Annotated in this window: 17 protein-coding genes and 1 tRNA gene; 9 read left to right on the top strand and 9 right to left on the bottom strand. The window is 69.3% G+C overall.

What is annotated here, in order from left to right; translation table 11 throughout:
* Nucleotides 1-62 precede the first annotated feature (62 nt).
* From trpE to trpC, 4 genes are all read left to right on the top strand, one after another.
* Nucleotides 63-1583, top strand: a complete 1521-nt coding sequence (trpE, locus tag BMW75_RS02755; protein WP_092576447.1) for an anthranilate synthase component I — start codon at nucleotides 63-65, stop codon at nucleotides 1581-1583.
* Nucleotides 1584-1646: 63 nt separating this feature from the next.
* Nucleotides 1647-2213, top strand: coding sequence for an anthranilate synthase component II (locus tag BMW75_RS02760; protein WP_092576450.1), 567 nt, complete (start codon nucleotides 1647-1649; stop codon nucleotides 2211-2213).
* Between the two features lie 12 nt (nucleotides 2214-2225).
* On the top strand, nucleotides 2226-3257 hold the full coding sequence (gene trpD / locus BMW75_RS02765; RefSeq protein WP_092576453.1) for an anthranilate phosphoribosyltransferase: 1032 nt from the start codon (nucleotides 2226-2228) through the stop codon (nucleotides 3255-3257).
* Entirely contained in the window at nucleotides 3254-4042 is a 789-nt protein-coding gene (gene trpC / locus BMW75_RS02770; protein ID WP_092576456.1) for an indole-3-glycerol phosphate synthase TrpC, read from the top strand. Before trpD ends, trpC begins: the two co-directional genes overlap by 4 nt.
* 42 nt (nucleotides 4043-4084) lie before the next feature.
* Here the strand turns inward: trpC and BMW75_RS02775 are convergent, their stop codons facing one another.
* Entirely contained in the window at nucleotides 4085-5959 is a 1875-nt protein-coding gene (locus BMW75_RS02775; protein ID WP_092576459.1) for a sigma-54-dependent Fis family transcriptional regulator, read from the bottom strand.
* A gap of 265 nt (nucleotides 5960-6224) precedes the next feature.
* On the opposite strand from BMW75_RS02775, the gene adh reads away from it, so the two are divergent.
* Together adh and BMW75_RS02785 are read left to right on the top strand one after the other, a co-directional pair.
* Nucleotides 6225-7754 (top strand): aldehyde dehydrogenase, encoded by a 1530-nt coding sequence (adh, locus tag BMW75_RS02780; RefSeq protein WP_175493078.1) that lies wholly within the window; start codon nucleotides 6225-6227, stop codon nucleotides 7752-7754.
* A gap of 76 nt (nucleotides 7755-7830) precedes the next feature.
* Entirely contained in the window at nucleotides 7831-8208 is a 378-nt protein-coding gene (locus BMW75_RS02785; protein ID WP_092576462.1) for a DUF779 domain-containing protein, read from the top strand.
* Nucleotides 8209-8259: 51 nt separating this feature from the next.
* Here the strand turns inward: BMW75_RS02785 and BMW75_RS29395 are convergent, their stop codons facing one another.
* The 3 genes from BMW75_RS29395 to BMW75_RS02795 are packed head-to-tail and all read right to left on the bottom strand — an operon-like array spanning nucleotide 8260 to nucleotide 9379.
* Entirely contained in the window at nucleotides 8260-8433 is a 174-nt protein-coding gene (locus BMW75_RS29395; RefSeq protein ID WP_175493079.1) for a hypothetical protein, read from the bottom strand.
* Nucleotides 8430-9104: a 2-hydroxychromene-2-carboxylate isomerase gene (locus BMW75_RS02790; protein ID WP_092576464.1), complete on the bottom strand. Its 675-nt coding sequence runs from the start codon at nucleotides 9102-9104 to the stop codon at nucleotides 8430-8432. The genes BMW75_RS29395 and BMW75_RS02790 overlap by 4 nt, the downstream gene beginning before the upstream one ends.
* On the bottom strand, nucleotides 9104-9379 hold the full coding sequence (locus BMW75_RS02795; protein ID WP_076517558.1) for a DUF2917 domain-containing protein: 276 nt from the start codon (nucleotides 9377-9379) through the stop codon (nucleotides 9104-9106). Before BMW75_RS02795 ends, BMW75_RS02790 begins: the two co-directional genes overlap by 1 nt.
* Before the next feature lie 170 nt (nucleotides 9380-9549).
* On the opposite strand from BMW75_RS02795, the gene BMW75_RS02800 reads away from it, so the two are divergent.
* Nucleotides 9550-10467, top strand: a complete 918-nt coding sequence (locus BMW75_RS02800) for a LysR substrate-binding domain-containing protein (protein WP_092576466.1) — start codon at nucleotides 9550-9552, stop codon at nucleotides 10465-10467.
* A 28-nt stretch (nucleotides 10468-10495) separates the two neighbouring features.
* Here BMW75_RS02800 and selD read toward each other — a convergent pair whose 3' ends face one another.
* Complete coding sequence (selD, locus tag BMW75_RS02805; protein ID WP_092576469.1) at nucleotides 10496-11557, bottom strand: selenide, water dikinase SelD; 1062 nt, start codon at nucleotides 11555-11557, stop codon at nucleotides 10496-10498.
* A gap of 139 nt (nucleotides 11558-11696) precedes the next feature.
* Here selD and BMW75_RS02810 point away from each other — a divergent pair, with 139 nt between their 5' ends.
* Both BMW75_RS02810 and BMW75_RS02815 read left to right on the top strand, forming a co-directional pair.
* Nucleotides 11697-12797, top strand: a complete 1101-nt coding sequence (locus BMW75_RS02810) for a transglutaminase-like domain-containing protein (protein ID WP_092576473.1) — start codon at nucleotides 11697-11699, stop codon at nucleotides 12795-12797.
* A 25-nt stretch (nucleotides 12798-12822) separates the two neighbouring features.
* Nucleotides 12823-13362 carry a TlpA family protein disulfide reductase gene (locus BMW75_RS02815; protein WP_092576476.1) on the top strand — a complete coding sequence of 180 codons (540 nt, stop codon included), beginning with the start codon at nucleotides 12823-12825 and terminating at the stop codon, nucleotides 13360-13362.
* Between the two features lie 284 nt (nucleotides 13363-13646).
* Here BMW75_RS02815 and BMW75_RS02820 read toward each other — a convergent pair.
* The 4 genes from BMW75_RS02820 to fdhE all read right to left on the bottom strand — a co-directional run bounded on the left by BMW75_RS02820 (nucleotide 13647) and on the right by fdhE (nucleotide 18082).
* Nucleotides 13647-13739, bottom strand: a tRNA-Sec gene (locus BMW75_RS02820).
* Between the two features lie 12 nt (nucleotides 13740-13751).
* Nucleotides 13752-15698 (bottom strand): selenocysteine-specific translation elongation factor, encoded by a 1947-nt coding sequence (gene selB, locus BMW75_RS02825; RefSeq protein WP_092576479.1) that lies wholly within the window; start codon nucleotides 15696-15698, stop codon nucleotides 13752-13754.
* The gene (selA, locus tag BMW75_RS02830; protein WP_092576482.1) at nucleotides 15695-17125 is read right to left on the bottom strand and encodes an L-seryl-tRNA(Sec) selenium transferase; all 1431 of its coding nucleotides are present in this window, start codon (nucleotides 17123-17125) and stop codon (nucleotides 15695-15697) included. Before selA ends, selB begins: the two co-directional genes overlap by 4 nt.
* A gap of 24 nt (nucleotides 17126-17149) precedes the next feature.
* On the bottom strand, nucleotides 17150-18082 hold the full coding sequence (fdhE, locus tag BMW75_RS02835; protein ID WP_092576485.1) for a formate dehydrogenase accessory protein FdhE: 933 nt from the start codon (nucleotides 18080-18082) through the stop codon (nucleotides 17150-17152).
* Between the last annotated feature and the right edge of the window lie 9 nt (nucleotides 18083-18091).

Consider the following 18091-nt stretch of genomic DNA (forward strand, 5'->3'; position numbering starts at 1 on the left):
ACTGGACCGGGTTTTTTGTTGCGTGCCCGGTCCGAAAGCAGACACCGCTTACGAGACCCGACATGACCGAAATCGAATTCAAGGCCCTTGCGGCACAAGGCTACAACCGCATCCCGCTGGTGGCCGAAACCTACGCCGACCTGGACACCCCGCTCGGCATCTACCTGAAACTGGCGCATTCGGGCCCGCTGGCCGGCCGCATGACCTGCCTGATGGAATCGGTGGTGGGCGGCGAGCGCTTCGGCCGCTACTCCTTCATCGGCCTGCCCGCCCGCACGGTGATCCGCGCCAGCGGCACGCGCACCGAAGTGCTGCACGACGGCAAGATCGTGGAAACGCATGATGGCGATCCGCTGGCCTTCATCGAGCAATACCAGAGCCGCTTCAAGGTCGCCCTGCGTCCGGGCATGCCGCGCTTCTGCGGCGGCCTGGCCGGTTATTTCGGCTATGACACGGTGCGCCACATCGAGCCCTGCCTGGGCCCCGCCGTCAAGCCGTTTCCGGCTGGCATGGAAGGCGGCACGCCCGACCTGATGCTGATGCACGTGGATGAACTGGTCATCGTCGACAACCTGGCCGGCCGCATCTACCTGATGGTGTACGCGGACCCGGGCCAGCCCGAGGCCTACAGCCGCGCGCAGCAGCGCCTGACCGATCTGCGCGCGCGCCTGCGACGCCCCGTGGAGATTCCCTACAGCCACGCCAGCATGCAGACCGAGGAACGGCGCGATTTCAAGAAAGAGGACTACCTGGCGGCGGTCCTGCGCGCCAAGGAACACATCGCCGCCGGCGACCTGATGCAGGTGCAGATCGGCCAGGTCATCGCCAAGCCCTTCCGCGACTCCCCCCTCTCCCTCTACCGCGCCCTGCGGTCGCTCAATCCCTCCCCCTACATGTACTTCTGGAACTTCGGCGATTTCCAGGTCGTGGGCGCGTCGCCCGAAATCCTGGTGCGCCAGGAGCGGACCGTGGAGAACGGCGAGCCGAAGTCGCAGATCACCATCCGCCCGCTGGCCGGCACCCGCAAGCGCGGCGGCACGCCCGAGGAGGATGCCGCGCTGGCCGCCGAGCTGAAGGCCGACCCCAAGGAGATCGCCGAACACGTCATGCTGATCGACCTGGCGCGCAACGACGTCGGCCGGGTCGCGCAGGTGGGCTCGGTGAAGGTCAGCGACACCATGGTCATCGAACGCTATTCGCACGTGATGCACTTGGTGTCCAACGTCACCGGCACCCTGAATCCCGGCATGAGCAGCATGGACGTGCTGCGCGCGTCGTTTCCCGCCGGCACGCTGACGGGCGCGCCCAAGGTCGAGGCCATGAAGATCATCGACGAACTGGAGCCCGTGCGCCGCGGCATCTACGGCGGCGCGGCCGGCTACCTGAGCTACGGTGGCGAGATGGACGTGGCCATCGCCATCCGCACCGGCGTCATCAAGGACGGCACGCTGTACGTGCAGGCGGCCGCCGGCATCGTGGCCGACTCCAACCCCGAAGCCGAATGGGCCGAGACCGAAGCCAAGGCCCGCGCCGTGCTGCGCGCCGCCGAGCAGGTGCAGCACGGCCTGGACGAACCCATCTGAGACTGGCGGCAACCGCCCCCCCGCTTACCGCCCGGGCCGCAGGACGGCCCCGAGGAGAAAAAAATGCTGTTGATGATCGACAACTACGATTCCTTTACCTACAACCTGGTGCAGTACTTCGGCGAACTGGGCGTGGACGTGCGCGTGGCCCGCAACGACCAGATCACGCTGGAGGAAGTCGACGCGCTCAATCCCGACCAGATCTGCGTGTCGCCCGGCCCGTGCTCGCCGGCCGAAGCCGGCATCTCGGTGCCGCTGATCCAGGCCTATGCCGGCAAGAAGCCCATCCTGGGCGTCTGCCTGGGCCACCAGGCCATCGGCGCGGCCTTCGGCGGCGACATCGTGCGCGCGCAGACCATCATGCACGGCAAGACCATCCAGCTCTCGCACACGGGCACCGACCTGTTCCAGGGCCTGCCCACGCCGTACACTGTCATCCGCTACAACTCGTTGACGATCGACCCGGCCACCCTGCCGGACTGCCTGGCCGTCACCGCGACGGCGCCCGACGGCGACATCATGGGCGTGCGGCACAAGACCCTGCCGCTGTACGGGGTACAGTTCCACCCCGAATCCGTACTGAGCGAGCACGGCCACGCCCTGCTGCGCAATTTCCTGAACCTCGCCTAAGAAGGACGCATCGTGACGATTTCCCCCACCGAAGCGCTGACGCGCTGCATCGAACACCGCGAAATTTTCCACGACGAAATGCTGCACCTGATGCGCATGCTGATGCGCGGCGAGATGTCGCCGCAGATCGCCAGCGCGCTGCTGATGGGCCTGCGCGTCAAGAAAGAGACCATCGGCGAGATCACCGCCGCGGCCCAGGTCATGCGCGAATTCGCCACGCCCGTGGTCACGCCCAACCCGAGCGAGCTGCTGGACATGTGCGGCACGGGCGGCGACGGCAGCCACACGTTCAATATCTCGACGACCGCCATGTTCGTGGCCGCCGCGGCCGGCGTGCCGATCGCCAAGCACGGCAACCGTAGCGCCTCCTCGTCCAGCGGCAGCGCCGACGTGCTGGAGGCGCTGGGCGCCAACCTGGTGCTGACGCCGGAACAGGTGGCCGAGTGCATCCAGCAGACCGGCATCGGCTTCATGTTCGCGCCCGCCCACCACGGCGCCATGAAGAACGTGGCGGCCATCCGAAAGGAGCTGGCCGTACGCACGATCTTCAACATCCTCGGTCCGCTGACCAACCCGGCCGGCGCCGCCAATCAGTTGATGGGCGTGTTCCACCCCGACCTCGTCGGCATCCAGGTGCGCGTGCTGGAACGCCTGGGCTCGCGCCACGTGCTGGTCGTGCACGGCAAGGACGGCATGGACGAGGCCTCGCTGGGCGGCGCCACGATGGTGGGCGAGCTCAAGGACGGCGTGGTCCGCGAATACGAAATCCATCCCGAGGACTACGGGCTATCCATGATGTCCAACCGGAGCATCAAGGTGTCCAATCGCGAGCAGTCGCGCGAGCTTGTCATAGAGGCGCTGGAAAATGTCGAGGGCGCGGCCCGCGACATCGTCGCCCTGAACGCCGGGCTCGCCATCTATGCCGGCAACAAAGCCGATTCCATTCCCGAAGCCTTGGCGCTAGCATTTGAACTAATTTCCACCGGCGCGGCACGAGCCAAGCTGGAAGAATTCTGCGCCTACACCCGGACATTCCAGAAATGAACGATATTCTTGCGAAGATCCTCGCCGTCAAGGCCGAGGAAGTCGCCGCCGCCCGCCAGATGCGCAGCGAAGCCGAAGTCCTGCGCGAAGCGCAGGCGCGCCAGGACGTGCGCGGCTTTGCCCAGGCCATCGAAGACAAGATCTCGCAGGGCAGGCCCGGCGTCATCGCTGAAATCAAGAAGGCGTCGCCCTCCAAGGGCGTCATCCGCGAGGGCTTCGCCCCCGCCGAGATCGCGGCCACCTACGCCGTCCACGGCGCGGCCTGCCTGTCGGTGCTGACCGACGTGCAGTTCTTCCAGGGCTCGCACGACCACCTGCGCCAGGCCCGCGCCGCATGCTCGCTGCCGGTGCTGCGCAAGGACTTCGTGATCGATCCCTACCAGATCATCGCCGCGCGCGCGATGGGCGCGGACTGCGTGCTGCTGATCGTGGCCGCGCTCACGCCCGCGCAATTGCGCGACTACGAAACGCTGGCGATCGAACTGGGCATGGACGTGCTGGTCGAGGTGCACGACGCCGAGGAACTGGACGTCGCGCTCACCCTCAAGACGCCGCTGCTCGGCATCAACAACCGCAATCTGCGCACCTTCGAGACCAGCCTGCAGACCACGCTGGACCTGCTGCCCCGCATTCCCGCGGGCAAGCGCGTCGTGACCGAAAGCGGCATTCTCAAGCCGGAAGACGTGAAGCTGATGCGCGAGCACAAGGTCGACGCGTTCCTGGTGGGCGAGGCATTCATGCGCGCCAAGGACCCGGGCGCGGAGCTGGCGCGGTTGATGGGGTGACGGGTTGATGGGGTGACGGGGTGATGCCCGGCCGCGCCGAGGTCAGCGCGGCCGTGTCAAACCCAGCGCCGCCGCCCGCCGATAGACGGTGCTGCGGTGCACACCGAGTGCGCGCGCCGCGCGGCTGACGCTGCCGCCGTGCGCATCCAGCGCGTCGCGAATCGCGGCGTCGGTCATGGCGTGCAGATCGGGCGCGCCGGCCAATGGCGGCGCCGCGCTTGCCGCGCCGCGCAACTCCGCGGGCAGCATGTCCGCGTCCACCCTGCCCGCCGGCCCGGCCAGCACATGCAGGGTGCGCAGCACCGACACCAGTTGCCGATAGTTGCCGGGCCAAGAATACGCGGCCAGCAGGGCTTCGATGGCGGGCGGCAGCGCCGGCCCCGCGCCTTGCGCGGCCCACAGGCTGCGCAGCAGCTCCAGCCGGTCCGCCCGCGCGCGCAGGGGTTCCAGGGTGACGGTGTATTCGGCGATCCGGAAGTACAGGTCCGGCCGCACCGGCGCATCCGGACCTTCATGGGCGAGCGGCCGGTGCGTCGCGCACACCAGCGCGAAGTCCACCGGCACGGGCCGCGCCGCGCCCAGCGGCGAGACCTCGCGCGTCTGCAGCACGCGCAGCAGGCGCGATTGCAGCAGCAGCGGCATGTCGCCGATTTCGTCCAGGAACAGCACGCCGCCATGCGCCTGGCGCAGCAGTCCCTTGCTGCCCTGGCGGCGCGCGCCGGTGAAGGCGCCTTCTTCGTAGCCGAACAATTCCGATTCGATCAGGCTTTCCGGCAGGGCGGCGCAATTCACCGCCACGAAGGGGCCAGCCGCGCGCTTGCCTCGCGCATGGATCTGCCGCGCGAAGACTTCCTTGCCCACGCCCGTTTCGCCTTGCAGCAGGATCGACACGCCCGCATCCGCCAGATGCACCGCGCGCGCCAGCGCGCCCAGCGTGGCGGCATCGAAGCTGGCGGCGGGCGTGTTTGAAACGGCGCCGGTCGGCCGGGCGGGCGGCGCGCAGGGCGGCTGCGGGGGCCGGCCGCGGGGCCAGCGCAGCCGCGCGTGATAGACCGCCCCCGTGCGTGTGTGCACCCGGCCCGCCGCGTCGGGGCAGCGTTCGATGGCGCCATCGAAGACATCCGCGTAGCGGTAGACGCCCAGCGCGGTGGCCGCCAGGCCCAGCGCCTGCAGCGCGCGCCGGTTCGCGCCGATCAGCAGGTCGCCCTGGAACGCGAGCAGGGCCTCGCCCGGCTGGCCCAGTCCGGAATGGTCCGCGTGCAGGCGCAGCACGGCGCATTGTTCATAGGCGTCTTCGAACATCTGGTGTTCGATGCGGTCCACCGCCAGGCGCACCAGCGCCAGCACGTCGGGGCGCACCTCCCGAGCCTGGCTGGACAAATCCAGCACGCCCAGCGTGCGGCCTTCGCTGTCGGTAATGGGGACGGCCGCGCAGGTCAGGATGCGGTTGGGTTCGAAATAGTGTTCGGCGCCGTGCACGGCGATGGGCCGGCCTTCGACCAGCGCGGTGCCGATGGCGTTGGTGCCCGCGGCGGCTTCGTCCCAGGGCGCGCCGGGCATCAGCGCCACGCGCGATGCGCGATGCGCAAACCCCGCATCGCCGTCCGACTCCAGGACCAGGCCCTGGGCGTCAGACAGGATCACCAGGTTGCCGCTGCCGCCAGCCTGGCGGCGCAGATAAGCGATGGCCGGTTCGGACATGCGGCGCAGCGCCTCGTTGCGCTGCTGGGCCTCGCGCAGTTCGCCTTGCGTCATGAGCTCGGCGCGGCGCACGCCGCGCATGTCGAAGCCCAGGTCGGCGCAGCGGCGCCAGGACCGCAGGATGGGTTCGGCGACCATGCCGCCGGGCACCGCGCCCTGCTGGTTGAACAACAGCCGCGCCTGCGTCAGCGTCTGCCGACGGGAGTGAGTGGCCATGCATGTCTCCTAGGACCGGCGTTCTGCGACGCCTGTTCTGCGACACCTGTTCCGCGACAACGTCGCGGATTGCGACAGTGTGGCGGCAGGCGGGGCGGCTTGCCACCCCTGGAGCGCTGACTTGCCCAGGGTCAACCCGCAACCGGAAATCTACTTTCGCACGCGAGGCGCGACGTGTCCAGCCGGGATGCCCCGACTGGCATGCGTTTTGCTTGATACGGAACAGGCAGCCCACTGCCACCATCCCAACGATACGGAGACAAGCATGGACATCGCGACCCGCGTTACCCCGGAAACCTATGGCACGCGCCTGGACCTCAAGACGCAGTACGACAATTTCATCGACGGAAAATGGCAGTCGCCCGCGGATGGCGAATACTTCGACAACGTCACGCCGGTTACGGGCCAGACCCTGACGCGCAACGCGCGCTCCAAGGAGCGCGACATCGAACTGGCGCTGGACGCCGCGCATCGCGCCGCGCCCAAATGGGGGTCGACCCCGGCCGCCGAACGCGCCCGCATGCTGATGCAGATCGCGGACGTGATGGAAGCCAACCTGGAACGCCTGGCCACGGCGGAAACCTGGGACAACGGCAAGCCGATCCGCGAGGCCCGCGCCGCCGACATTCCGCTGGCCATCGACCACTTCCGCTATTTCGCCTCGTGCATCCGCAGCCAGGAAGGCGGGCTGTCCGAGATCGACCACGACACCGTGGCCTACCACTTCAACGAACCGCTGGGCGTGGTCGGCCAGATCATCCCGTGGAACTTCCCCATCCTGATGGCCGCATGGAAGCTCGCGCCCGCGCTGGCCGCCGGCAATTGCGTGGTGCTCAAGCCGGCCGAGCAGACGCCGCTGGGCATCCTGCTGCTGATGGAACTGATCGGCGACATCCTGCCGCCCGGAGTCGTGAACGTGGTGACGGGCTTCGGCCTGGAAGCGGGCAAGCCGCTCGCATCCAGCAAGCGCATCGCCAAGATCGCCTTCACCGGTGAAACCACCACCGGCCGGCTGATCATGCAGTATGCGTCGCAGAACATCATCCCGGTCACGCTGGAACTGGGCGGCAAATCGCCCAACATCTTCTTCGCGGACGTGGCCGCGCAGGACGACGACTTCCTGGACAAGGCGATCGAAGGCTTCGTCATGTTCGCGCTGAACCAGGGCGAAGTGTGCACGTGCCCCAGCCGCGCGCTGATCCAGGAATCGCTCTACGACAGGTTCATGGAACGCGCCTTGAAGCGCGTGGCGGAAATCAAGCAGGGCAACCCGCTGGACGCGGACACCATGCTGGGCGCGCAGGCCTCCACCGAACAGCTCGAAAAGATCCTGTCCTACCTGGACATCGGCAAGCAGGAAGGCGCGGACGTGCTGGCGGGCGGCTCGCGCGCGCAGATGCAGGGTGCGCTGGAAGGCGGCTATTACGTGCAGCCCACGGTGTTCAAGGGCCACAACAAGATGCGCGTGTTCCAGGAAGAAATCTTCGGACCGGTCGTGGCGGTGACGACGTTCAAGGATGCCGACGACGCGCTGGCGCTGGCCAACGACACGCTGTATGGCCTGGGCGCCGGGGTGTGGTCGCGCGACGCCAACACGTGCTACCGGATGGGACGCGCCATCAAGGCGGGCCGCGTGTGGACCAACTGCTATCACGCCTATCCGGCGCACGCGGCGTTCGGCGGCTACAAGCAATCCGGCATCGGACGCGAAAACCACAAGATGATGCTCAACCACTACCAGCAGACGAAGAACCTGCTGGTGAGCTATTCGCCGAAGAAGCTGGGGTTCTTCTGAGTCCCTTGTCCCGAGCCGCGTGACGCGGCCATTTTGCGCGCCGGGTCCGCCCGGCGCGCCCGCGAGGAATCCAGCCATGGCAGAGCACACGCCACGCGTGGTCGCGACCGACGAGGCGCGCCATCTCATCGACACCCTGCGCGCCAAGCACGGCCCGCTGATGTTCCACCAGTCCGGCGGCTGCTGCGATGGCAGCTCGCCCATGTGCTATCCGCTGGGCGAGTTCATGGTCGGCGGCTCCGACGTGCTGCTGGGCGACCTGGGGGGGTGCCCGTTCTACATCGGTGAAGACCAGTTCGCGTACTGGGAGCACACCCAGCTGGTCATCGACGCGGTGCCCGGACGAGGCGGCGCCTTCTCGCTGGACAGCGCCGAAGGCAAGCGCTTCCTGCTGCGCTCGCGCCTGTATTCCGACGAGGAGTGGGCCAACGTCGCGCCGGTCAGCAAAGGGTAACCTGCCGAGGTAACCCGCCGGGGGAACCAGCCGGGGCAGTCAGCCCGGCGCTCAGCCGCGCTTGCCGTGGCCGCCGCTGCCGGGCAGGCTCTGGTCCTCGTGCGCGGCGCGCTCGGCCTGCTTCCACTGGAACGACACCCGCCGGATGCGGGCGGCGCGAAATTGCGTGAACGAACGGCCGCCCGGCATGGGCGCGCCGCGATAGGCGCTGCTTGCGTTTTTCATTGCTGATGATGCAGTGACGAGAAATCTTGCGATGCGTGGGGGGCCGGCGTGGCGGGCGCGACGCGGCGGGCCCAGTCCAGTGCGTCTTCCAGGCGGTCATTGCCCCAGAACATTTCGCCTTCCACGAAGAACGTCGGCGCGCCGAAGAGGCCCAGGTTGCGCGCGCGGTCGACCTGCTTGCGCAGCGCCTCCTTGGCGGCCTCGGTCTTGGCGCGGGCGATGAGCGCGTCGGCATCCAGCGACAGGCCCGTGAGCAGATCGTGCACCACGTCCTCGGACTGGATATCCAGGTCATGCTGGAAATTGGCGCGAAACACCGCCACGCAGAAATCGCGGCCCCAGGATTCGTCCTGGCCCAGCAGCGCGATGCGCGCGGGCAGCACGCTCATGCGGGGAAAGAGGCGCGGGCGGTTGTAAACCACGCCGTACTTTTCGGCCAGGCGGGCGATGTCGCGCATCATGTAGGCGCCCTTGCCCGGGAACAGGCGGAAGGGCGAGTCGTTCCACCCCTGGGCCTGGAAGATCGGGCCCAGCAGAAAGGGCCGCAGGGCGACCTTCACGCCCGCGCCCCGCGCGAGGCTGTCGATGCGCTCGATCGCCAGATAACTGTAGGGACTGGCGAAATCGAACCACATGTCGATGCGGGGCGTATCGGACGAGGACGCGGACATTACAGGAACTCCAGTTGGCCTGCATGGCTGGGCGGGGTGCAGGCTAACCGCGCCTCGCACCGGCCCTGGGAAAGTAGCGCGACCTGCGCATCCGGCAGGCCGCTGATGACGACATCGCGATTGCTGTCCACGGTGAGGGATTCGCCCGCTTGCAGCACGCTGTCATCGAAGCGGCGGTATTCGGATATCCACAAGGCGCCGGCGTGACACACGATGCGGACGCCCGAAGCGCGCTTGAGCAGCATAGTCGAGCCGCCGGCCAAACGGAATGACATTCCCGCAGTGCAACATAACTGGATCATGGCGTACCTCCTGGCCGCGGCAGCGGCTATCGCGGCGGATGACCGGGATGTTGTCCCGGTCACCCAACGTCTGAGTCATATTGGACGCCGCGGCGTACTATTGCTCAAGCGACATTTCCGTCCGACTCGCATGAGTTTTACGAATGCCATACCCCCTAGCGAAGCTCCCCCCGCTTGATCTCGTCCGCGGCTTCGTCGCCGTCGGCCGACGCATGAGCATCACGCTCGCCGCGCAGGACCTGCACGTCACGCAATCGGCCGTCAGCCGCCAGATCCGCGCCCTGGAAGCGCACCTGGGCGTGCCGTTGCTGGTGCGCGGCTTTCGCAGCGTGACGTTCACGTCCGAAGGCGCGCAACTGTTTCGCATGGCCGACGTGTGGCTCAGCCAGCTCGGCGACCTGACCGAACAACTGCGCGCCCCCGAGCGGCGCACGCCCGTCACGGTCACCACCACCATCGGCGTGGCCTCGCTGTGGCTGTTGCCCAGGCTGGGGGATTTTCAGGCGGCGCATCCCGACATCGACGTGCGCGTGGCCGCCGACAACCGGCTGATCGACATCGACCGCGAGGCCGTCGACATCGCCATCCGCTACAGCGTGCGCGACACCGTGCCGGACGGCGCGGTCTGGTTGTTTGGAGAATCGGTGGTGCCGGTTGCGCACCCGTCGCTCAAGGCGCGCGCGCTCGACGCGCGCGAGCTGCAGCGCCACGTGCTGCTGGAATTCGACGATCCGACGCGGCCGTGGCTGCAATGGTCCGAATGGCTGAGCGCGCGCGGCCTGGGCCGGGTGCGCGCCAAGGGCATGCTGCGGTTCAACCAGTACGACCAGATCGTCCATGCCGCGCTGGCGGGCCACGGCATCGCGCTGGGCAGGCTGGCGCTGATTGCGCCGATGCTGGCGGACCAGCGGCTGGCCATCGTCGGCAGCCAGGAGGCCAGCGCCACCGAGCATGCCTACTGGCTGGTGCGCAACGCGCGCCGCAGCACGCCGGACGCGGACGTCGTCACGCGCTGGCTGACGGAACAGGCGGCGGCCACCGCCCGCGACCTGACCGGCTGATTGCGCGCGCCGCCATCAGGCGGACCGGTCAGTCCACCACGACCTGCGCGTCGCCGGCGGCCATGTCGCCGACCACGGCGGCCTGCCCGAATCCCTGTTCGTGAAACAGCTTGAGGACCGCATCGGCGACCTCCGGCGCGCATGCCACCAGCAGGCCGCCCGAGGTCTGCGGATCGGTCAGCAACGCGCGCTGCGTGTCCGAGACGGCCGCGCCCAGGCGCACCGATTCGCCATACGACGCCCAGTTGCGGCCCGAGGCCCCCGTGATCACGCCGTCCGCGGCGAACGCCTGCACGCCGGGCAGCCACGGCAGCGCATCCAGCCGCAGGCGGGCCGTCAGCCCGGCCCCGCGCGCCATCTCCAGCGCATGCCCCAGCAGGCCGAAGCCCGTCACGTCGGTGATGGCATGCACGCCGTCCAGCGCGGCCAGCGCGGGCCCGGGACGATTCAGGCGCGTGGTCGTGTCTATCATCACGCGGTAGCCGTCCTCGTCCAGAAGGTTCTTCTTCAAGGCCGCCGACAGGATGCCCACGCCCAGGCCCTTGCCCAGGATCAGCACGTCGCCCGCGCGCGCGTCGGCATTGCGCTTGATCCTGCCCGGATGCACCAGCCCCATCGCGGCCAGGCCATAGATGGGCTCGACCGAATCGATGCTGTGGCCCCCGGCCACCGGAATGCCCGCGTCCGCGCAGACCGATTCGCCGCCCCGCAGGATCTCGGCAATGACGCCGTGCGGCAGCACGTTGATCGGCATTCCCACGATGGCAAGCGCCATGATCGGCGTGCCGCCCATCGCATACACGTCCGACAGCGCGTTGGTCGCGGCGATGCGGCCGAAATCGAAGGGATCGTCCACGATGGGCATGAAGAAATCGGTGGTGGCGATGAGCGCCTGCTCGTCGTTGAGCCGGTACACCGCCGCATCGTCGGCGGTTTCCGTGCCCACCAACAGGTTCGGATAACTGGCCGCCGGGCCAAACCGCGCCAGCAGCGCCGACAGCACGCCGGGCGCGATCTTGCAGCCGCAGCCGCCGCCATGCGACAGCGAGGTCAAGCGCGGCACATTCGTGGACGCTACATCCTGGGTCATCTCGGTCTCCGTGAGTCGGTCGAAAAAGGATAGCACCGCCCCCACGATTGGCCCTATGATCAATCGCAGCATGCAGCAACGGACGGCCGCCCGGCCACGGGCGCACCGACAGCCAATCTTCACCGTGCGTGGGGGCTTTATGGACCGCCGACACTTTCTCCGTTTCTCGGGCGCCCTGTGCGCCGCCACCGTCGCGCTGCCTCATGCCGCGCGCGCCCAGCAAACCCCCGTCGCCACCGCGTGGCGCACCTACGAGCTGACCACCGCCGTCAGCGTCAACGAAGCCGCCCCGCATACCCGCATCTGGCTGCCCGTGCCCTACGCGACCGACACGTCGTACCAGCGCGGCGTGCAGAACACCTGGCAGGTCAGCGCCGGCGGCGTCGCGGCGCTGATGCAGTCTCCGGGCTATGGCGTCCAGATGCTCGCCGTCCAATGGCCCGATGCGCAGGGCCCACGCACCGTCACGCTGACCAGCCGCGTCCAGACCCGCAACCGCCGCGTCGACCTGACGCAGCCGCCGCCCGCCGATGCCGCGCGCGAAAGCCCCGCCGCGCTGCGCGAATTCCTGCAGCCCACCGCCCTCCTGCCCACCGACGGCATCGTCAAGACCACCGCCGACCGCATCACCCAGGGCCACCAGGGCGACCTGGCGCGCGCCCGCGCCATCTACGACTGGGTCGTCGTGAACACCTGCCGCACGGCGTCCACGCGCGGCTGCGGCACGGGCGACGTGCGCTACATGCTCACGGCCAACGACCTGAACGGCAAATGCGCGGACATCAACGCGCTCTTCGTGGCGCTTGCCCGCGCGGCCGGCATCCCGGCGCGCGACGCCTACGGCGTGCGCGTGGACAACTCGCAACTGGGCTACAAAAGCCTGGGCAAGGCCGGCGACGTGACCCGCGCCCAGCACTGCCGCGCCGAGTTCTATGCCGCCGGCCATGGCTGGATTCCGGTGGACCCCGCCGACGTGCGCAAGGTCATGCTTGAAGAGCCGCCGGGCGAACTGCCCCTGACCGACGCCAAGGTGCGCGCCGCGCGCGTCATGCTGTTCGGCGCGTGGGAAATGAACTGGGTCGCCTACAACCACGGCCACGACGTCGTGCTGCCGGGCACCACGCACGGCCCCGTCCCCTTCCTGATGTATCCCAACGGCGAGACCGCCGCGGGCCGCCTGGACAGCCTGGACCCCGACAGCTTCAGCTACCGCATCACCGCCAGGCCCATCGCCATCTGATCGCCAGGCCCGCCGGAGTCCGCCCGTGATCACCCGCCGCCGCCTCCTGCAAACCGGCCTGGCGCTCGCGGCCCTGCCCGGCTGGGCCGGCGCCGCCAGCGACTCAGCCCTCAAGACCGCGACCGGTCCGGACTGGGCGCCCTGGACCGGCCCCACGCCGCCGCTCGTCCTGCCGGATCTGTCCGGGCGCGAACAAAAGCTCTCGGCCTGGCGCGGCAATGTGGTCATCGTGAGCTTCTGGGCCACGTGGTGCGACCCGTGCCGGGATGAAATCCCCATCATGTCCACCATGGCCAAGCGCCACCGCGAAGAAGGGCTGCGCCTCATCGCCGTCAACGTCGGCGACTCGCCCGCCAAGATTTCGGCGTTCCTGAAAAAGTGGCCGGTGGCCGGGACGGTGCTGCATGACCGCAACAGCACGGCCTCCAAGAAATGGGATGCCGCCGGGCTGCCTGCCAATTACCTCATCGACCGTACAGGCACGGTCAGGTACTGGCACCTGGGCGAACTGGATTGGAAATCGCACAGCGTGGGCGGCGTGGTGACGCGCATGCTGCGCAGTTAAAGCCTGCAGCATCACGACGCAAGACGCCCCAACGGAATGCCAAGCAAACCGCCATCCCCCAGCAATCGCCCGATCGCGCACCGCCCCAGCACGTGGCGGCGCGGGGTCCGTGTTGCGGGCCGTTTAGATAGCGCCCGGCGGAATCCGAAGGGAGCCGAAGGCGGACGAGGATGAGTGCGGGGAAGGCCGGAGCGAAGGCTCCGGACCGCTATCGGAGGCCCGCAACGCGGACCCCGCGACGCCGCGGGCGGCAGAAGAACACCCCAACGGCAAAAAAAAACCGGCGGAAGGCAGCAGGAGTCGAACCTACCTGGGAACGTCTGACGCCCCCAACCGGGTTTGAAGCCCGGCCGTGCCGCCGGGCACGGATGCCTTCCCTGGCGGACCGCCTATGATACCGGCTCGGCGGACGGCTGCGACGCCGCGTACGCGCTTTCGCCGCGCAGCACGTGCGTGTCCCGCACCCGCCGCGTGTACCCCACGCGGTCGAAGAACTCCAGGATCTGGATCGCGCGCTTGCGCCCCAGCCCCGTCGCATCCCGGAACACCGCCGCATTCAAGCCTGGCGGCTGGCCGGCCAGGTCCGCCGCCAGCGCCGCCAGCTTGCGCACCTGATCGCGGTGATAGAACAGATCCTTGACCACCTGCGCGACGTCCCCGCGCCGCACCAGCTTGCGCAGCAACTGGCGCACGCCGTCCTCGGACGCGTTCTGCATCTTCGCCAGGTCGCGCACCCACGGCGGATCGAAGGCGCCTTGCGCCAGGAGCGGCAGCAGCCGCGCCGCCAGCGCGGACTCCGCTTCCGCCAGCGTCGCCGTGTGCGACGGCAGATGCAGCCACGGCCCATTGCGCGCGATACGTCCGTCACGCTGCAATTCGTCCAGCAACGATGTCCAGAGCGCCTCCGGCATCGCCGGGATCGCCATGCGCCGCAGTCGCGCGCCATCCGGACCCGGCTCGTCCGGCGCCCCCTGGTGGAACGCCGCCAGCGCCTGCTCGACCCGTTCGCGCAGCGCCTCCCACTGCGCGCGCCGAATCAGCGTGCGCGGCGCCTGCGCATTGCGCGACGCAATCCACAGCGCGCCCTCGGGCGCCGCGATCTCGCTCACCGGCCTGCCCGTCAGCCGCTGCAACGCCGCCTCGTCCAGGCCCAGCGGCGCCTGCGCCAGCACCGGCGGCAGGCCGGCGCCGTCCAGCATTTCGGACAGCGCCTGCAACCCCGCCAGCCGCGACGCCGCGCGGCGCTTCCTGTCCGGCGCGTTCGGATCCAGCACCCGGCCGCCGCCGACCGTGCGCGTCGCCTGCGCATTGCGCACGATGTAGCGGTCGCCCGGCATCGCGCAGACCGGCTCGTCGAACACCAGTTGCACCCAGCCCGACTGCCCCGGCGCCAGCGACTCCGCGCTGATCGGCACCGCGTGCGCCACATGGCGCGCCGCGCCGATGTGCACGTGCAGCGGCGCCCACGCGCGCACCGGGGCATCGGCCGACGGCAGCAGCGTCAGCGCCACGTCCACGTGCCGCGACGGCAAGAAACAGCGCGCGTCCGCGATCCAGTCCCCGCGCGCGATCGCGCTCTTGTCGATGCCGGCCAGGTTCAGCGCGCAGCGTTGCCCGGCCGCGCCCGTCTCGCTGGGCTGGTTCTGCGCGTGGATGCCGCGCACCCGCACCCGCGTGCCCGCGGGCATCAGCCGCAGGTCGGCCGCGTCGTCGTCCGCGCGGACCAGGCCGGCATGCGCCGTGCCGGTCACCACCGTGCCGTGGCCCGACAGCGTGAACACGCGATCCACCGCCAGCCGGAACAGGCCCGACGCCTCGCGCCGCGCCACCGCCTGGGCCTGCGCGTGCAGGTAGACCTTCAGTTGCGCCACGCCCGCGTCATCGGGCTGCGCCGCGTTCGTGCCGAACACGGGCGCGTCTTCCAGAAACGTGCCCGCCGCCAGCGCCGCGATCTCGCCGCGCACCGCGGTCAACTGCGCCCCGTCCGCGCGGTCCGTCTTGGTCAGCGCCACCGCGCCGCGCGCCACGCCCAGCATCGACAGGATGGCCAGGTGCTCGCGCGTCTGCGGCATCACGCCGTCGTCCGCGGCCACCACCAGCAGCCCGAAATCGATCCCGCTGGCGCCGGCCGCCATCGTATGCACCAGCTTTTCGTGGCCCGGCACGTCGATGAAGCCCAGCACGTCGCCATTGGCGAGCGGCGTATAGGCATAGCCCAGTTCGATGGAAATGCCGCGCGCCTTCTCTTCCTTCAGGCGGTCCGTGTCCACGCCCGTCAGCGCGCGCACCAGCGTCGTCTTGCCGTGGTCGATATGCCCCGCGGTGCCGACGATCATGCCAGCGGCTCCGCGAGCTGCGCCGAAAAGTCGGCCTCGTCGCGCGCTTCCAGGCAGCGCAGATCGAGCCACAGCGCATCATCGGCGATGCGCCCGATCACGGGCACCGGCAGGCGCCGCAACAGCGTCTCCAGCCGGTCCAGATGGCGGCCCGGGCGGCCGCTGCCCGCGTGGCGCACCGCCAGTCCATAACTGGGCAGTTGGTCGATCGGCAGCGCGCCGCTGCCGATCTGGCTGTACATCGGCACCGCCTCCACCGCGTAGCCCGGGCCCGCCGCATGCGCCAGCACGCCGCGCAGCCGTTCGGCCTGCGGCTGGATATCGCGCAGCGGCCGCGTCAACAGGCGCAGCGTCGTCAGCCGCTGGGCCAGGAACTCGGGCGCGCGGTACAGGTGCAGCACTGGCTCCAGCGCGGCCAGCGTCAGCTTGCCCACGCGCAGCGCGCGCTTGAGCGGATTCTTCTTGATCTTGCGGATCAGGTCGGCGCGGCCCACCAGCAGGCCCGCCTGCGGTCCGCCCAGCAGCTTGTCGCCGCTGAAGGTGACCAGGTCGGCGCCCGCGGCGATGGTCTCGCGCACCGTGTCTTCCTTGGGCAGCCCGAACTGCGTCAGGTCCACCAGCGTGCCGCTGCCCAGGTCCACCGTGGCGGGCAGGCCGCGCGCGTGCGCCATCGCCGCCACCTCGGCAACCCCCACGCTCTTGGTGAAACCCGTCACCGCGTAATTGCTGCAATGCACCTTCATCAGCATCGCGGTGCGCGGGCCGATGGCGTTGTCGTAGTCCGCCGCATGCGTGCGGTTGGTGGTGCCGACCTCGACCAGCCTGGCGCCCGCCCGCTTCATGATGTCCGGGATGCGGAACGCGCCGCCGATCTCGACCAGTTCGCCGCGCGACACCACCACCTCGCGGCGGTCCGCCAGCGCGTTGAGCATCAGCAGCACGGCCGCGGCATTGTTGTTGACCACGGTCGCGGCCTCGGCGCCCGTCAGCTCGCACAGCAGGTCGTCGATGAGGTCATCGCGGTCGCCGCGCCCGCCGCTGTCCAGGTCGAACTCCAGGTTGGCGGGCGTGGTCAGGGCGCGCAGCACCGAGGCCACCGCCTCGTCGGGCAGCAACGCCCGCCCGAGATTCGTGTGCAGCACGGTCCCGGTCAGGTTGTAGACGGCGCGCAGGCGCGGCTGGGCCGCCTTGTCCAGCGCGGCCGACGTGCGCGCCGCCACCGCGGCGGGTTCCAGTTCGTGGCGGGCCAGTCCGCCGTCCAGCGCGCGCTTGCGCAGCGCGTCCAGGTCGCGGCGCAGCGCGGCGACCACCTGCGTGCGGCCATGCGCGTCCAGCGCCGGGCGCAATGCCTCGGCATTGAGCAGGCGGTCCAGCGAGGGGATGTCGGATGCGGCGGCCCGGCCGGCGCCGGACAGTTGATCTGCCATGCGAGACTCCGTCATCGAGACGCCCTAGTCCTGGGCGCCGTGCCACAGCAGCGGATTGCCGCTGGACCGCGAATAGCCCGCCTCGCCCACCAGCACGTCCAGCATCAGACTGGCCAGATCGTCGGCCACCGGCTCCACGTACAGGTCCTTGTCCTGGTAGAAGATCTTGCGGTAGGTATGGCAGTTGTCACAGGTCTCGGCCTTGATGGCGGGCGTACGGCCTTCGATGGCCTGGTACGCGACCTTCTCCACGTCCTCGCAGTGCGAGCACTTCACGCGCACCATGTGCCACTGCGTCGCGCACAGGCTGCAGCACAGATAGCGGTAGCCCTCGTACTGGCCGCCCACGCGCACGATGCTGGCGACCGGCAGGCTGCCGCACACCGGGCACACCCCGAACGGGCTGGCGACGGGAAGCTGCCGGGGATCGAAGCGGCTGGCCAGGTCCGTCCAGTAGACCTGCAGCGCCGCCATGACGAACGGCGCGGCGGCGCTGTCCACGCCCTGGTCCTGTTCGGACAGCACGGCCTGGGCCAGGTCTTCGAGCGATTCGGTGTCGGCCTCGCGCGCGCGGTTCAGCGCGGCGCAGACCTCGATGGCCTCGGCCGGCACGCCCGGCGCACGCGCCACGTCGTCCAGCAACTGACCCAGGATGCGGCGCCATAGCGGGTCGCGCGGCCAGCCCACGGCCTGCAGCGGCGGCATGCCGTGCGCCTGGGCCAGCGCAATGCGGTCTTCGGTGGCTTGCGGCGCCGCGCAATCCTTCAGGGCGCGATGCTGGGCATCGACCAGATGCGCCATCAGCAGCAGGTAGTCGCCCACCGGATTGCCCTCGGCAAGCTGGCGCAGGCGGGCGGCCCGCACGGCGAAGACGGAATCCCGCTCCGGCAGGGTGATGCGGGGAATGGCGTTATGGTCTAGCGCTTCGATCTCGCCACGCGGAAGAATTCGCTGCAATTCTCGTCT

Source organism: Achromobacter sp. NFACC18-2, from assembly GCF_900108985.1.
GTDB lineage: Bacteria > Pseudomonadota > Gammaproteobacteria > Burkholderiales > Burkholderiaceae_B > Achromobacter.